The organism is Acinetobacter sp. Ver3, assembly GCF_000632455.1.
Classification (GTDB): Bacteria; Pseudomonadota; Gammaproteobacteria; order Pseudomonadales; family Moraxellaceae; genus Acinetobacter.
In genome coordinates this window covers 78,859-93,749 of the sequence record NZ_JFYL01000006.1, presented here as the reverse complement: position 1 = coordinate 93,749, position 14,891 = coordinate 78,859, and the positions used below count along the sequence as shown (strand labels likewise).

Genomic DNA, 14,891 nt, shown 5'->3' with positions numbered 1-14,891 from the left:
AATATGTAATATTGGCTAGCCAAATGCGGCATAAAGCGATGCATGATTACCATTGTACAAAGTTTGAAAGCTATCAAGAGAAGGATAATGAAGTCAGTCTTTCTTATTGGAGTCGGTTAGAAGATATTCAAGCTTGGCATCAAGACACCCAACATCTTTATGCCCAACAAAAAGGTCGCCTATCATGGTATGACACGTATTCGATTGAGGTCTGTCAGATTCAGCGGGCTTATCAATCTGAATAAATCGAGTTGATCTTTATATTGATGACATATTTTAGACAAATGAGTTAAATATTGAGCAAGTTCTTCAGATAAAATAAGATAAAGTCATGCGAAACCAATAGATTAAACTTAAATAACGCCTGACCATCAAAACCATAATAAACGTCTTTGTAAACATTACATCGCAATTGGATAAACTGTTATCCTTCGGCAGTAATCACCTACAAGATATACACTAGCTGACATCTCACAAGATTTAGAGGTAATGGAACTTCACTTATGCCAACGATTATTTCAAATATCGCGAACAAATTCCGTAAAGTCTATCAAAAGGCTGAAGGATTTATTGAAGAAGAACGTGAATTTCCTGTCTCTCAAGTTTTTTTAAATGCGACTTTCAAGCGCTTTGTGACCGACAATGTCAGTATCCTTGAAGATTTACATGCGGATTTACATGACGATTGGCTTCGACTCTATGCCACTTTGAAGGTGAAAGGGCTTTATACCATTCTCTCTGTAGATTTAAAGCTCATTCAAATGGAATTGAATAAAGATGTACAACTGATTGTATTTGAACAAATTAGTGAAACCGAAGTCATTGAAGCAAAATTTCAAACCTTTTGGATGAAAATTGCATTCCGCTCTGCCCTATTTTTCTATCAAAAAATTCTTCGTAAAGATCCACTTGGCATGATTTTAGAGCGGTTTAATGTCATTAAAGTCAAAGACGATCTCTTACATCTCGATTTAAATCAGTGGCTCGGAAAAAATCGCTCGATCATCGAAACATTGGGCAAAGTACACGTCAACCATGCAGAACTTCGTGAAACAGAATTGGTGGTGATTGGTAATGTAAATTTGATGGCTTTATTTAGCAAAATGAATACTGATCGATTCAAATCGAAATCTGATGAAGTGGAAAGTGATCACATTACACCAATTAAACAAAAGGACGACTAGAGCGCAAAGTTCTAATCTCGTCATAAAGCTTAAGCTACAGAAAAATACATTTTCACTGTGATTATTGATTATTTCTCCTTATTTATCAGAGATAATAAAACTTCAAGTGATCCTTCGATACGAAGGTAAAGGAAAATATTTATGGCATTTAAATCGTTTAAAACTTTGAGTGTGATTGCAAGTGTAGGTACAGCCGTGCTTTTCACAGGCTATTCAAGTCAAGCGCTTGCCATGACGCCCTTCCAAGCCTCTTATCAGTTTGCATACAATGGTAAAAACTTGGGGTCAGCAACACGAACCTTGAAAAAATCAGGTAACACATGGAATTACGTTTTTGCAGCTAAAGCAGGTGGTATTGCTTCAGCGACTGAAACCAGTAACTTCACATTCAACAATAATCAAATTCAATCATCCAATTTCAGTCGCACCAGTAAAATTTTAGTTCATAACAATACAATGAGCATTAAATTTAATCCGAGTGCCAAAACCATTAACACCACCAAAGATAAAGAGCAACGCTCATTTGCATGGAAATCTGGTGTACTGGATGAGTTAAATGCAGAATTGCAAATTCGTGAAGACCTCAAAAATAACGGTTTAAAATCGCAATATTGGATTGCAGATGCTAAAGAAGTTGAATCACGTCGATTCGTCAAACAAGGCACTGAAAAAGTGGAAACCAAGTACGGCACGTTTGATACCATCAAGGTGGTGATGAAACATGATAAACCAGGTCGTGAAACGATTTTTTGGCTGTCTCCGAAATTGGACTATCTACCAGTGAAAGTCACACACCAAGATAAGAAATCTTCATACGGGCTCTTACTGACAGGGTATAACGGTCCACAAAATTAAGGCATTTTTTACTTGCTTTTTTGCAGATGCTTTTTAAAATACGTCTTTGCTTAAAAAGGCACCTGCCCTAGAGGATTCTCCCGTGTACGCACTAGAACAGAAAATCTTAAACGAAGGTATCGTTCTATCTGATCAGGTTTTAAAAGTTGATTCTTTTCTAAACCACCAAATCGACCCAGTGATGATGCAACAAATTGGTCAAGAATTTGCTCGTCTATTCAAAGATGCAGGCATCACCAAAATCATCACAATTGAAGCTTCAGGTATCGCACCTGCTGTGATGGCTGGCTTGGAACTTGGTGTACCGGTAATTTTTGCACGTAAGTATCAATCTTTAACTTTAAAAGATGATTTATATCGTTCAAAAGTATTCTCTTTTACAAAGCAAGTAGAAAGCACAATTGCTATTTCTAAGAAGCACATTGCAGCAACAGATAAGGTTCTTGTGATCGATGACTTTCTTGCGAATGGACAAGCAGCTTTAGGTTTAGCTGATTTGATTCACCAAGCTGAAGCTGAGGTTGTCGGGATTGGTATCGTGATTGAAAAGTCGTTCCAACCTGGCCGTGATCTTTTACTTGAAAAAGGTTACCGCGTTGAGTCACTTGCTCGTGTTGAATCACTTGCAAATGGGACAGTGACTTTTGTTCAAGAATAATGTTGAACATTAAAAAAAGCGCTACGGCGCTTTTTTTATTTTAATGTGGCAGGATCTAGTTGAATGCCCAATTTTGTACCACCAAAATGCTTTTGAATATAATCCTCAACGTAAGGCTGATGGTAAAGATTTGAAAGTTTTTGAAATTTTGGATCATTCAATCGGTCTTTACGCACTGCCAGTATATTGACATTTTCTAAAGCTTTATCAGTGACCTCTTCTTTAAATATCGCATTTGTTATTACATTTAGTCCACTTTCCAGAGCAATAGTATTTCCAATTGCGGCTAAATCCACCTCAGACAAGACACGTGGGAGTTGTGCACCTTTGACCAATTTAAATTGAAGTGATTTCGGATTTGACTGGATACTTTCAAGAGTTCCAGAAATCGTATTAAAATCAGGCTTAAGTATAATTAGCTGAGCACGCTCTAATAACCTTAATGCACGTGCTGTATTCGCCACATCATTTGGAATTGCAATTAAGGCCCGATCAGGCAAAGCAATTAATGACTTGTAGTTTTGAGAATATAAACCCATAGGCTCTAAATAAGTGGTCGCCAAGACAGCAAGCTTCAGATGATTCAAGTCATTAAATTCTTTGAAATACGCCCAAGATTGAAATGCATTTACATCAATTTCACCATCGAGCAAAGCTTGATTCAAAGCCACACCGTCATTAATTTCTTTCACCTCAATGTCAACTTTTGCTGTTTTCGCGTGATCAGAATCCGCGATATGTCTCCAAATATCAACATCCGATCCATGTGATCCGATCACGATTGTTTGTTGTGTTTGCTTTGTTTTTTGAGGTTTAGGTTGAGCACTACATGCACTGATAATGAGAATTGCAAAAATAATAAATAAAAATTGGGCGTATTTTGACTTCATGATTTACTCGATATTGTTGTTGATTGTTTGAGTTGTTTAAATTGCGCTGGATAATATTTTTCTGTAACGTCTAGATGAGATCTAAGTCGACCTTTGATACAGTTTTCTCCTACATTTCTCAGTAAAGGATTCAGCGGATCTGTCTCTGGTCCTTGTGCAAGCGCTTTTAAATTATCTGCAAGATTTAAAAGCGGAATTTCACCAGCAAATAAATTTGGAGAAAGAAAATAAGCAACCGAGTACCGTTCTGCATTGGTTGGAGATATGACTCGATGTTGATTCGCAATCAAATATCCATTTGTGGCAAGCTCTAAAACCTCACCGATATTGACGACAAATGCGTATTCAACAAATGGTACTTCAATCCATTTGCCTTGACTTAAGACCTGAAGTCCTCCGATCTGGTCTTGTAAAAGTAAAGTTAAAATATTGGAGTCTATATGAGGCCCTACACCCTGATGATTCATTTGATCAATTGGGGGATAATGAATCAGCTTGAGTAGTTCATGTGGACTGCCTGTAATCAATTGATCAAGTGCTGTGTCCTGCTGCCCCAATGAAAGCAACAAGGCTTTTAATAATTTAATTGCAACTTGTCTGAGATCTCGTTGCCATGCGGTGACTACGCGTTGAAACTCAGGCCAATTCGAAGGCCACTGATTTGGTCCCTGTAAACGTCTCCATGTCGGTCCAGTTTCAGGTTCTAATGCTGCCAGCTCAAAACCAATGTCTATTTGTTCTCTAAAATCAGGTTGCAGACGTGTAACTTCGGCATTTACTCGACTATACCCTCGAAAATGCGGGGAATGAATCATAGCGATTTCATCTTTTTGTTCTTGTGGCAGCGAAAAAAACTGTCGAGTAATACGCTGAATCTCCAAAATTTTTTCAGCTGAAATGCCATGACCTGTCAAATAAAAAAAACCAATATCCTTGGCGATATGTGCAAGTCGTTGCAGAAAATCTGCTTGCGTTGATGATTGATCAAATTGACTTAAATTTAGAATTGGAAGTGCGGTTAAGCTTTGTTGTAATGGTTGATTCATGATGCACTCATCTTTCTAATACTTCATTGTATTAATGACTGAAAGATGAATGCTTTTGAAATCATTTAAACTGGATACTTATGCTGCTATAAAAATATGATTCGCGTTCAATCACTTAATCTTGCCCAGTCCACACATGATCTTTTAAAGACACGGCATTCGGAATGAGTTTGAGCTGATAAAATAAATCTGCAATTTTTTGTTGCGCCTTAACTGTATCTGTATCGACCAGTTTGGCATAAGCAGGAATATTTCTTTTTTCTAAAACCAGTTTAGTAATATTTTCATCCAAGCTTGTACTTTGCGCCAAAATTTTTGCGGCTTGATCTGGGTGTTGATTGATCCAATCATCTACTTGATTTAATGTTTGCACAAATTTTTGGGCTTCAACCCGATGTTGTTTTAAAAATTTTGGAGAAGACAAATAGAAGCTATACGCTAATGGCAAAGCTTTTGAATCAATAAGAACACGTGTATCACCTTTAAGCGAAGCAGCACTTGCATAAGGATCCCAAATCGCCCAAGCATCGAGTGATTTTTTATCAATAGCAGCTCGTGCATCTGCAGGCGTTAACCAGACGGGTTGAATATCAGACCAGCTCAATTGAGCTTGATCTAATATTTGTGAGAGAAAGTAATGCGCACTTGAACCTTGTGTAACACCAATGCGCTTACCTTTTAGATCCTTTAAGCTTTGAATCGTGCTGTCTTTGGGTAAGAGCAAGCTATGTGAGTTTTTAGATCCATTTTCATAAGCTAAATATTGAATTGGTTTACCTGCAGAAAGTGCGAAAATTACAGGTGTATCCCCTGTATACCCCACATCAATAGCACCGACATTTAATGCTTCTAGTGTTTGAGGACCTGCCGGAAACTCTTTCCATTGAATTTTCACACCGGGAAATGCTTGCTCAAAAGTTTTATTTTGTTTTGCAACGATGAATTTAAGCGCCGCTTTTTGATAGCCAATATTCAAGGTTGTTAACTTTTCTTTTGATTCATCTTGCCCCTTAAGCTCAGTAGGCTTTTCTTTTGAGCATGCAATGAGGCTAAAACTCAATGTCACAATGGTGCTTAGTACAAATAATTTTTTCATTGTCTTGGTAATTTTTTTGATTGGAATAAAAAAATAAGCCAAACTTCGAAAAAAATTAAATCACTATTTGCGCTTAGTTATTCAGTTCAAGATCTAAGCCATCCTCTCATAAAATATGGTTTTATCCTTAAAAATTAGATTAATCTATTTTCAAATCAATTTTTTATTTTATCTGGCATTACAGTTTTTCTACATTCGGCCATGTTGCAACTTTAAGTGCAATGCTAGAATCTTTGAAATAAATGGATGTATAGATTAGAGCAATCCTAAATGACTGAAAACTTAGAAATACACTGCCCAAAATGCGGTTCAACTGATATTGAAAAACGCAACCATGAACAATTACTGCAAAAAACAGGTGGTGTTCTTCTTTCCGCAGCGGGTACGACTGCGGGTACTGTGGGTGGTGCTGCATCAGGTGCTTCTATTGGTGCTTCCATTGGTGCTGTTGCGGGCCCTTTAGGTGTAATCATGGGTGGCACAATAGGCACTTTTGTTGGTGCAATCAGTGTGGGTGTGACTGGTGGCTTTTTAGGTCATCGTTTTGGAAAAAAAGCGGGTGAAATCGTCGATAAGAATGTTTTCCTCGATTACCAATGCAAAAAGTGCAAACACCGGTTTGAACAAAAACATATTTCAAAATAAAAGTGAGCGAGAAGCTCACTTTTTTATGCCTGATAAAATAATCTTTAAAATTATTTCTTTAACATTTGCAACGCCACTTCACCTAATCGTTTCCCTTGCTCGATACATAGTGATTTTTCATCTTGGCTTAGAGATTGATCGTGTCTAGGACCACTGACATGTGTAGCACCATAAGGTGTCCCACCTGATTTTGTATTTGATAAAGCTGGATTGGCATTGGTTAAACCTAAAATCAGCATTCCATGATGAAACAAAGGTGGCAACATGGTCAGTAATGTACTTTCCTGCCCGCCGTGCATAGACCCCGATGAACCAAACACACAAGCAGGTTTATTATGCAATGCACCATTGAGCCATAAGCTCGTTGTTTGGTCCCAAAAATATTTCATTTCTGATGCCATATTGCCAAATCGAGTGGGTGATCCTAATGCAAGTCCCGAACAATGTTGAAGATCATCCAAAGTCGCATAAATATCGCCCTCCTCTGGAATACTTGGTGCTGCTTCGGTCACCACTGTTGCCAACTGTGGAACTGTTCTAATTTTCGCAAGCATTCCAGTAGATTCAATTCCTTGAGCAATTAAATGTGCCATTTCCTTGGTTGAACCATATTTGCTGTAATACAAAACTAGAACATATGCTTGCATAAAAAGATCATCCAATGAAAAAAGAAAACTATACGGTATTTTTTTTAAAATTTGGTTAAGCTGTGCAACGAACGTACAGAATTTTAACTAAAAAATACTCGAGACTCACTATTTATGGCGGAAATCTTAAAAAAGTTACCTTTCTACAATAAAACATGGTTTCAGTTTATTTTGTTTGTACTACGACGCTTTGAAACTAACAATTGTCGTGAGCAAGCAGGCTCTTTAACTTACACCACACTTTTCGCTGTCGTGCCGATGTTGACCGTATTCTTGGTTATCATTTCATCGATTAAAGCATTAGAACCTGCTCGGCAACAATTACAACAATTGATCTACAGTAATTTTCTGCCTAAAACCAGTATCGCGTTTGACAAAGCATTGAATGCATTTACTGACAATTCGAGCAACTTAACCATTATTGGTGTGCTGTTTTTATTCTTTACCACAGTAATGATGCTCACTAGCATTGAGACAGCATTCAATCGTATTTGGCGTGTGACAGAAACGCGTAATGGCATTATTGGTTTTATGCGCTATTGGACCATCATTTCACTGGGACCTATCCTGCTGGGTTCGGCTTTTGTGATTTCATCGACTTTAGCGTCTATGAACATCTTAAGCAATAATTTTGCAGGTTATGAATTGAATGGCACGTTTATTTTATGGGTCATCTCATTTGCACTCACCGCCTTTGGTTTTTTTGCATTGTATTGGACAATTCCAAACCGCTCTGTTCCAATAAAAGCAGCCATGATTGCTGCGATTTTTAGTGCTGTTACCTTCGAGTTACTGAAAAATTTATTCGGCTTCGTGATGACTAACTTTACCAGTTATCAATTGGTTTACGGTGCTTTTGCAGCGGTTCCAATTTTCCTGTTGTGGATTTATCTATCTTGGAACATCGTACTGCTTGGTGTTGAGATAAGTTATGCTCTCACAGCATTTCATACAGGTAAAACTGAAACGCGCCATCCAATTCTCATGCTTCTAGATATGCTTGAGTTATTCTATAAAAAACAAAAACAAGGTAAAACCGTAACTGATCTGGAGGCACTTGATATTTTAGGACGCGGTGAAATTGGCCGCTGGCCTAAATATGTCAATCTATTGGAACAGCAGAATATTATTAAACGTACAGATAATAATGAATATGTTTTGGTTAGAAATTTAGATCATCTTGATTTTTGGTCATTTTATAAATCATTACCTTATACGCTGCCTGATAAAAATGATATCGGACAAATCCATGAAGATGACGTATGGATGAACCGTATTGGTCCTGCACTGATTGAAGCTGATGATTATCTGGCTGCGAAGCTCTCCGTACCGCTATCGACCATACTTGAAGAAAAATAAACTATTGCAATAAGAAAAGACCTCTATAGGTCTTTTTCTTATTGCATAGATGGATTATATGGACGTGTAGATTGCCAACAAATAAGTGCGCCTAAGGTCACTAAGACACAACCGATCCAAAAGCTTATTAGAGGTTGCACATCTAGAATCAGCATCGACATCAGACTTGAAAAAATGGGCATAAAATACGTTGCCAAAATTAAAATTTTGAGATGTCCATATTGCATGCTTTGGTTCCAATTGCTGTAAGCCAAGCCAATTAAGCTGCCAATGACTACAACCATCAGCCATGTCATCAAATTCAGCTCAACAAAGAGTTCTCGCATCACAAAATGTACAGCCCACAACCCAACTGCAGTCATTAGAAAAAGAAACGGAACAGCATTATGACCTTCTGCATATTTCTTGGTAAATATACTGTACAAAGGCCATAGCACCGCGCCAATAAAAGCAAATGAGTACGCCAATGGATTTTCAAGCACGGCCACCAATATCCGTTTCGGCTCGAGAATATCTGGATTAACAACCATCATTAACCCAAGAATGGCACATGCAAAGCCAGCAATCACCCAAATATTCGCGCTCAATTGCCGTGCAAGAATCGAAAATACAATCAGCAAAGGAGGCCAAAGATAATTAATCATTGCAATGATTAATACCTGTTCTCGATGCGTTGAGAGTGCAATCGAAATTAAAAACAGGATCTCATAGCCAACAAAAAGAGCACCACAGCCCAATAGGTATTTTTTAGGCATGAGTGAAAGCTTGGGAAAACCATTCTTCCATAACATGAACAATGCACTAAAACTATAGATCAGCGCCACCGCCTGTACCGGACTTAATGATTCAGTTACAAGCTTCACTACCGCAACCAACGAGGCCCAAATCAAAATTGAGCTTAATCCTAGCCATGTGTACTGATTCAATGGAATGCTCCAATTCTTGCGCTGATTCGATCAAGATAAATTCTCAAATAGCGGTGCAAAGACACAATCATAATCCCTGCAAGAACCATACAAGATCCGACCAAGAAACTCGTTTCGATCTCCTCATCTAACAGCCAGACACCAAACAACATGCCGAACATGGGAGTCAAAAACGAAAACACACCTAAGCCATTTGCTAAATAAGTTCGTAACAACCAAAACCATAGCAGCAAACTTAAAAAAGACATGACAACCGCATGAAATGTTAAGCTCAGAAACGCCAGTTGTGACCAGCGTACATCTGCTTGTCCAGTCCAAAAAGCTAAAGGTAATAAAAAAATAAAGCCCCCTAGCAATTGATAAAATAATGTTTGAGTAGGCGGTGCCTCTGAAAGCGTTGAAAATTTTAAAGAAATCGTAGTCAATGCCCACATCATCCCTGCCATTAGAGCAAGAAAATCTCCCCATAAAATATGGTTGAGTTGACTTTGAGCTTGATCACGCACTAAAAAAGTATAAGCGATGCCAAAAAATGCGAACAAAATACCAAACCACTGCAAGTGATTCAATTTTTCAGCTTTGACTTTCCAATGTAAGCCTAAAGCCACAAAAATAGGCGCGGTATAGAGCAGAACAACAGTGTGCGCAGCACTGGTGTACCTGAGTGCCTCAGCAACCAAATAAAATTCTGCAGAAAATAAAAAGGCTAACCAAATTCCAGGAACAACATAACGGTAATGGAACAGTTGTTGCACTCGTTGTCGATACAATAATGGAACGACAAGCAAGGTTGCCAAACCACAGCGCAATGCGATTTGCATCAGAGGACTAATATCAGTTGCGGCGATTTTCAAGACAATTTGCTGTAAACCCCAGACTAAACACAATACGGTCATTAAGCTTGACGCCTGAAGGTCAAGACCTCTTCGCTCACCCATGAGTGGCACTCTTCACACAAACAAGTCGTCACTATACTGCTGACTGAATTAGAATATATAATTCAAAACAGACAACAAATACATTTATTCAGGCAATTTAATATGCCAAAACGCCATCCACATGAACCATTCGTTCAGTTAGATAATTATGATCATATCCAAGAGAATCTTTGGTTAACATTACGTAATGATCCAGCCCATTCTGAATATCCTAAACATGGTCATGCATGGGGCGAATTTATCTATGCATTTGATGGTGTAATGGAAGTTCATATTGATCAAAATCAATATTTAACACCTCCGCCCTACGGAATTTGGCTACCGCCGCATCTGCATCACAGCAGTATTAATCTCACAGCTGTTTCTCATGCCACCTTATACGTGCATGAAAGCCTGTGTGATGCACTGCCTAAACAAGCAGGTATTTTACTGAGCTCCCCCTTAGTAACGGCGCTACTCAATGAACTCAGAAAAACATATTTCAAACATGATCAACCCGAATATCAACGACTTTTAATGGTTTTACTGGATCAATTAAAAAGCTCACCCCTGCTCAAAAGCTACTTGCCCCATTCTGATCATCCTGCATTACAAACGATATTTACCTACATCCATGAGCATCTCAGTGATCAGCGTCCACTGAGAGATTATGCTCAAATGGTGAATATGAGTGAGCGCACTTTATCTCGCCTATGTGAAGCTGAAATTTCGATGTCGCTCAATGAATGGCGTCAACGCTTTAAAATTACACGAGCATTAAGCTTATTGTCTGAAAATAAAACTGTTGAACATATTGCTCTAGATTTGGGCTATGCCAACGCCTCAGCCTTTATCAATATGTTTAAACGCTGGATGCACATCACGCCCCAACAGTTTCGTAAAAACATCAATTCAGACAATCTCTAGCCATAAAAAAAGGATGAACCAACATCCTTTTTAATTGAGCTTGATGCATCATTAATGCACTTGCGTAGTCCACACAAAATCTTCATTTAAGCCAGTCAAAGTCATTTTGAGCTGATCACCCGATTCTAATGGTCCTACACCTGCAGGCGTACCCGTCATGACAACATCACCAGGCATTAAGCTAAAGTTTTGACTGATTTCTGCCAAAAGCGCTCCTAATTTAAAAATCAGTAAACCCGTATCACCATGTTGCCTAAGTTGATCATTAATTTCGAGCTTAAACTGGACTTGATCTAATGCTGGGACCTGATCAAGCGAAATCCAATCTGCCAAAATACAAGATCCATCAAATGCTTTCGCACGTTCCCAAGGTTGTCCTTTCTTTTTAAGCTGATCTTGTTGATCTCTTAAAGTCAAATCCAAACCAAGGGTGACTGCACCTACTGCTGCTAATGCCTCTTGAGGATCCGTAACGTTTTTGAGCGGTCGATCTATTCGTAATGAAAGTTCACATTCATGATGACACTGTCCCAATGCACGATTCCAATCAATCCCTTCTGCTAAGGACACCAAGCTACTCGGCGGCTTGATAAATAAGACAGGTTGATCAGGAATCGCATTACCTAATTCTTGAGCATGCGCAGCATAACTGCGACCGACACATACAATTTTTGATGGAACTGCACTCATGAAAATCTCTCTTATTTATAGTTTGAGTAATGAACTCATCAAAACTTAACGTTTTTGGAATGTATTTTCAAACAGTGTTCTATCTACATCAGACTCAAATGCACGTTTTGGAATAATGACCACTGTATGATTTTTGAGTTCAAGCATATAGGTCAATTTACCCACTACAAATTTTTGTACTTCACTGTAGGCAAATGCTTGTTTAGGACGACCACTTGAAAAAAGCTCGGCAGAGTTTTGAAACAAATCGATACCTTGCTCAGTCTTACCAAATTGATATTTTTCAAACTGACGCTTGAACATCATAGGTAAGAACCAGTAACGCATAACGATTTGTAAAAAGATAAAGAACGTGCCTAAAGCCACGTAATAGCGCCCTACACCCTCTAATCCAAGATAAAGCCCCCAAATCACGATCGCAATACTGACAAGTGGCGTTAAAAAACGCGTAAATTGTTTTTTGCCAAAAGTAGCTAATGCAAAACCATCCTGAGACTCTTGTAAATTTAAGAAGTAACGGACAGATAAAACTGGTTGAGTATCAGACATAGGGGATTCAACAATCGATTTTCTTAAGCAAAGATATTACACCACTTTACCTGAAATCGAATTGTCGTTTTAATGAATACTGTTGATTACATCATCGCACTATTGATGAAAGCATCACACGATTTACAATGACACAAAATAAAAAGTCTAAATTCATAGTTCAGGATGAAAATGAAATACTTTAACTATCGAGCATTGTGCTTAAGCCTTATTTTTGTACCTAGCTTGTCGTACAGTGCGATTATTGAATGGAAAGAAAATATACCCAGTGCGTTAAAACCATTTCAAAATAATAGTACCGAACTCGCCAGCATCGCAAAAGATCAGATTCTCATCTATGCGCACACAAATACCCAAACATCTATTCCGACACGCAAAAAACAACCCAATCCAAATGTGAAGTTCACATCATCTGCCATCGTATTGCCTGTTAATGAAGAAAAGGTCGCCAAAACGCTTTCACAGTTTGAAAATTTTGTTGGTTTATTCCCAACATTGAAGTCAGCTAAAATATTAAATCAAGAAAAAAATATCACTCAGGTTCAATATAAAATTTCCATTCCAACACCAATACCAGTGCTCAACTTTAATGAGACCATAGTGTTTCAGCATCATATTGAAGCCAATAGTATTTCGAGCTTGATTGTGGATGCACCTGTTCCTTATGGTCTAGGCAAATTTGAATGGTTCAAATTGGATCAGAATCATACCCTTCTAACCCTAACGCAATGGGGAGATTTAAACCAACCTAAAGGTTTTCTATTTAGCAAAGTTCTGAATGCAGTGCCTGAAGCAAAAATGGGAATTCCAAGTGGTACACATGCATTTTTACTTGAATCAATTCGAAAAAAATTAACAGCGCCTTCTTCGAGTGCGCTCAAACCAGGGCAATTTCCATCCGACCAATTAACGACAAGTCAATTAGCCAAAATCGCACAAATCAGTCGTATCACCGAACACCCTGTAAGTTTTGTCCATACACCGACAACTGTGCCTTATCAACACGGTGCCGAATCAATGCGTTTTGTGACGACGTATCAGTATTATTCACAACCAGTGCAACAATTACAAAAATGGACACAGCCTGTACATTATAAAAAGTTGTTTCCCCGCCAACTCAAATCTATTGATATCGAAACCCTAAAAGACCAAACACAATTGGCAGATTTTAAAGTTGAACTCGGGTTAGGAGTTATTCAAATTCCATTCCGATTTAAACTAAATTTTAGCTTTCCTCAGTCGAATCAGAATAGTTTTTATGCTCAAGGCGGTGATCTGAAATACATTAAAGGAAAAATGCAATTTGATAAGTTTCAACAAGGTACTTTATTGAAAATGACGAATGCTGGAAAAATAGATGAAAAAGCACCGTTCCTGATTCGTGCAGCACGGAGCTTGCCTTATCATGATGTGCTTCCTACAGTTGGGGCGAATGTCGTCTTTGCATTGAAAGTCAAAAACGAAGAGCAGAAGAAATAAGATAAAAAAATAGACACAAAAAAACCGCAATTAAGCGGTTTCTTCTCTTTTTTACATCTTAGAGATGATCAAGTTGGTGCGCTCAGAGAGATTCGAACTCCCGACCCCTTAGTTCGTAGCCAAGTGCTCTATCCAGCTGAGCTATGAGCGCGACGTCTTGATGGAGAGCATTATATATGAATATTATTATTTGTTAAGTACTTTTTAATAAAATTTAAATCAAGCGAACAGTATTTATACGCAAATGTAAATTATGGCTAGATAATCAACAATTTAAGAGATGGTCAACAAGATCAATCCAAATTCCAAACAATCCTGAGTTGGATTGATGATGTTTTTATAAGAGCTAATATCTATTAATTAAAAATAATATGTGTAGAAATTTTAAAATTTATTTCTTTCTTAAGTAGCTAATAAAATATGATGATTTATAGCATCACTTCATTCTAGAAACAAAAAAACCGACAATTAAGCGGTTTCTTCTCTTTTTTACATCTTAGAGATGATCAAGTTGGTGCGCTCAGAGAGATTCGAACTCCCGACCCCTTAGTTCGTAGCCAAGTGCTCTATCCAGCTGAGCTATGAGCGCGTACTTGAGTGTCTTACGACTTCGTTACATCGATTAACTTGATTGGTGCGCTCAGAGAGATTCGAACTCCCGACCCCTTAGTTCGTAGCCAAGTGCTCTATCCAGCTGAGCTATGAGCGCATTTCAAGTTTATCGTTGGCGGTGAGAGAGGGATTCGAACCCTCGATACCAGTAATAGGTATGCTTCCTTAGCAGGGAAGTGATTTCAGCCACTCATCCACCTCACCGTAACGAGACGCCATAATACAAACTTCGTCCCTACTCTTCAAGTGAGAATTTAAAAAATTCTATGTTTTTTGTTCAATCATATATTTTTTAAACAATTTTCAGGTTTTTTACCTTTAATCTGCATTAATTTCACTTTAATACTGTCTATTCTGCATCTCTTTTATAATTTATGAACTAAAAACACTTTATTGCAATCATTTACGTGC

Annotated in this window: 16 protein-coding genes and 4 tRNA genes; 8 read left to right on the top strand and 12 right to left on the bottom strand. The window is 38.0% G+C overall.

Annotated features, from left to right (window positions below; translation table 11 throughout):
* The 4 genes from CL42_RS03420 to CL42_RS03405 all read left to right on the top strand — a co-directional run.
* The coding region (locus tag CL42_RS03420; RefSeq protein ID WP_035265244.1) for an antibiotic biosynthesis monooxygenase at positions 1-245 on the top strand (245 nt) is incomplete at its 5' end.
* 258 nt (positions 246-503) lie between these two features.
* Positions 504-1,184, top strand: a complete 681-nt coding sequence (locus CL42_RS03415) for a hypothetical protein (RefSeq protein ID WP_035265225.1) — start codon at positions 504-506, stop codon at positions 1,182-1,184.
* A gap of 141 nt (positions 1,185-1,325) precedes the next feature.
* Complete coding sequence (locus CL42_RS03410) at positions 1,326-2,039, top strand: DUF3108 domain-containing protein (RefSeq protein WP_035265223.1); 714 nt, start codon at positions 1,326-1,328, stop codon at positions 2,037-2,039.
* Positions 2,040-2,121: 82 nt separating this feature from the next.
* Positions 2,122-2,697 carry a xanthine phosphoribosyltransferase gene (locus CL42_RS03405; protein WP_035265221.1) on the top strand — a complete coding sequence of 192 codons (576 nt, stop codon included), beginning with the start codon at positions 2,122-2,124 and terminating at the stop codon, positions 2,695-2,697.
* Positions 2,698-2,732: 35 nt separating this feature from the next.
* On the opposite strand, the gene CL42_RS03400 is transcribed toward CL42_RS03405, so the two are convergent.
* The 3 genes from CL42_RS03400 to CL42_RS03390 form a co-directional block, all read right to left on the bottom strand.
* A complete protein-coding gene (locus CL42_RS03400; RefSeq protein WP_035265218.1) occupies positions 2,733-3,587 on the bottom strand; it encodes a MetQ/NlpA family ABC transporter substrate-binding protein in 855 nt (284 codons plus the stop codon).
* Positions 3,584-4,633, bottom strand: a complete 1,050-nt coding sequence (locus tag CL42_RS03395) for an isopenicillin N synthase family dioxygenase (RefSeq protein ID WP_035265215.1) — start codon at positions 4,631-4,633, stop codon at positions 3,584-3,586. The genes CL42_RS03400 and CL42_RS03395 overlap by 4 nt, the downstream gene beginning before the upstream one ends.
* Before the next feature lie 115 nt (positions 4,634-4,748).
* Entirely contained in the window at positions 4,749-5,729 is a 981-nt protein-coding gene (locus CL42_RS03390) for an aliphatic sulfonate ABC transporter substrate-binding protein (protein WP_035265241.1), read from the bottom strand.
* A 270-nt stretch (positions 5,730-5,999) separates the two neighbouring features.
* On the opposite strand from CL42_RS03390, the gene CL42_RS03385 reads away from it, so the two are divergent.
* Positions 6,000-6,374, top strand: a complete 375-nt coding sequence (locus CL42_RS03385; protein WP_035265212.1) for a hypothetical protein — start codon at positions 6,000-6,002, stop codon at positions 6,372-6,374.
* A gap of 50 nt (positions 6,375-6,424) precedes the next feature.
* On the opposite strand, the gene wrbA is transcribed toward CL42_RS03385, so the two are convergent.
* Entirely contained in the window at positions 6,425-7,021 is a 597-nt protein-coding gene (wrbA, locus tag CL42_RS03380; protein WP_035265209.1) for an NAD(P)H:quinone oxidoreductase, read from the bottom strand.
* Between the two features lie 114 nt (positions 7,022-7,135).
* On the opposite strand from wrbA, the gene CL42_RS03375 reads away from it, so the two are divergent.
* Entirely contained in the window at positions 7,136-8,380 is a 1,245-nt protein-coding gene (locus CL42_RS03375; protein ID WP_035265206.1) for a YihY family inner membrane protein, read from the top strand.
* A 38-nt stretch (positions 8,381-8,418) separates the two neighbouring features.
* Here CL42_RS03375 and yddG read toward each other — a convergent pair whose 3' ends face one another.
* Positions 8,419-9,306 (bottom strand): aromatic amino acid DMT transporter YddG, encoded by an 888-nt coding sequence (gene yddG, locus CL42_RS03370; RefSeq protein ID WP_218947379.1) that lies wholly within the window; start codon positions 9,304-9,306, stop codon positions 8,419-8,421.
* Positions 9,303-10,244 (bottom strand): DMT family transporter, encoded by a 942-nt coding sequence (locus CL42_RS03365; protein ID WP_035265201.1) that lies wholly within the window; start codon positions 10,242-10,244, stop codon positions 9,303-9,305. Before CL42_RS03365 ends, yddG begins: the two co-directional genes overlap by 4 nt.
* 102 nt (positions 10,245-10,346) lie before the next feature.
* Between CL42_RS03365 and CL42_RS03360 the strand changes: the two genes are divergently transcribed.
* Positions 10,347-11,150: an AraC family transcriptional regulator gene (locus tag CL42_RS03360; RefSeq protein WP_035265198.1), complete on the top strand. Its 804-nt coding sequence runs from the start codon at positions 10,347-10,349 to the stop codon at positions 11,148-11,150.
* Positions 11,151-11,201: 51 nt separating this feature from the next.
* On the opposite strand, the gene CL42_RS03355 is transcribed toward CL42_RS03360, so the two are convergent.
* Positions 11,202-11,840 (bottom strand): fumarylacetoacetate hydrolase family protein, encoded by a 639-nt coding sequence (locus CL42_RS03355; protein WP_035265196.1) that lies wholly within the window; start codon positions 11,838-11,840, stop codon positions 11,202-11,204.
* A 45-nt stretch (positions 11,841-11,885) separates the two neighbouring features.
* Positions 11,886-12,389: a YcxB family protein gene (locus CL42_RS03350; protein WP_035265193.1), complete on the bottom strand. Its 504-nt coding sequence runs from the start codon at positions 12,387-12,389 to the stop codon at positions 11,886-11,888.
* A gap of 171 nt (positions 12,390-12,560) precedes the next feature.
* Between CL42_RS03350 and CL42_RS03345 the strand changes: the two genes are divergently transcribed.
* On the top strand, positions 12,561-13,868 hold the full coding sequence (locus CL42_RS03345; RefSeq protein WP_035265191.1) for a hypothetical protein: 1,308 nt from the start codon (positions 12,561-12,563) through the stop codon (positions 13,866-13,868).
* Between the two features lie 74 nt (positions 13,869-13,942).
* Here the strand turns inward: CL42_RS03345 and CL42_RS03340 are convergent.
* The 4 genes from CL42_RS03340 to CL42_RS03325 all read right to left on the bottom strand — a co-directional run bounded on the left by CL42_RS03340 (position 13,943) and on the right by CL42_RS03325 (position 14,684).
* A tRNA-Arg gene (locus tag CL42_RS03340) sits at positions 13,943-14,019 on the bottom strand.
* A gap of 361 nt (positions 14,020-14,380) precedes the next feature.
* Positions 14,381-14,457: transfer RNA gene (locus tag CL42_RS03335), tRNA-Arg, on the bottom strand.
* Between the two features lie 43 nt (positions 14,458-14,500).
* Positions 14,501-14,577: transfer RNA gene (locus CL42_RS03330), tRNA-Arg, on the bottom strand.
* Positions 14,578-14,593: 16 nt separating this feature from the next.
* Positions 14,594-14,684: transfer RNA gene (locus CL42_RS03325), tRNA-Ser, on the bottom strand.
* Between the last annotated feature and the right edge of the window lie 207 nt (positions 14,685-14,891).

Bases quoted from the DNA above. Each gene is read 5' to 3' on its own strand.
- CL42_RS03345 (WP_035265191.1), top strand. From the start codon at position 12,561: ATGAAATACTTTAACTATCGAGCATTGTGCTTAAGCCTTATTTTTGTA.
- CL42_RS03395 (WP_035265215.1), bottom strand. From the start codon at position 4,633: ATGAATCAACCATTACAACAAAGCTTAACCGCACTTCCAATTCTAAAT.
- CL42_RS03415 (WP_035265225.1), top strand. From the start codon at position 504: ATGCCAACGATTATTTCAAATATCGCGAACAAATTCCGTAAAGTCTAT.
- CL42_RS03385 (WP_035265212.1), top strand. From the start codon at position 6,000: ATGACTGAAAACTTAGAAATACACTGCCCAAAATGCGGTTCAACTGAT.
- CL42_RS03355 (WP_035265196.1), bottom strand. From the start codon at position 11,840: ATGAGTGCAGTTCCATCAAAAATTGTATGTGTCGGTCGCAGTTATGCT.
- CL42_RS03360 (WP_035265198.1), top strand. From the start codon at position 10,347: ATGCCAAAACGCCATCCACATGAACCATTCGTTCAGTTAGATAATTAT.
- wrbA (WP_035265209.1), bottom strand. From the start codon at position 7,021: ATGCAAGCATATGTTCTAGTTTTGTATTACAGCAAATATGGTTCAACC.
- CL42_RS03350 (WP_035265193.1), bottom strand. From the start codon at position 12,389: ATGTCTGATACTCAACCAGTTTTATCTGTCCGTTACTTCTTAAATTTA.
- CL42_RS03365 (WP_035265201.1), bottom strand. From the start codon at position 10,244: ATGGGTGAGCGAAGAGGTCTTGACCTTCAGGCGTCAAGCTTAATGACC.
- CL42_RS03400 (WP_035265218.1), bottom strand. From the start codon at position 3,587: ATGAAGTCAAAATACGCCCAATTTTTATTTATTATTTTTGCAATTCTC.
- CL42_RS03375 (WP_035265206.1), top strand. From the start codon at position 7,136: ATGGCGGAAATCTTAAAAAAGTTACCTTTCTACAATAAAACATGGTTT.
- CL42_RS03410 (WP_035265223.1), top strand. From the start codon at position 1,326: ATGGCATTTAAATCGTTTAAAACTTTGAGTGTGATTGCAAGTGTAGGT.
- CL42_RS03390 (WP_035265241.1), bottom strand. From the start codon at position 5,729: ATGAAAAAATTATTTGTACTAAGCACCATTGTGACATTGAGTTTTAGC.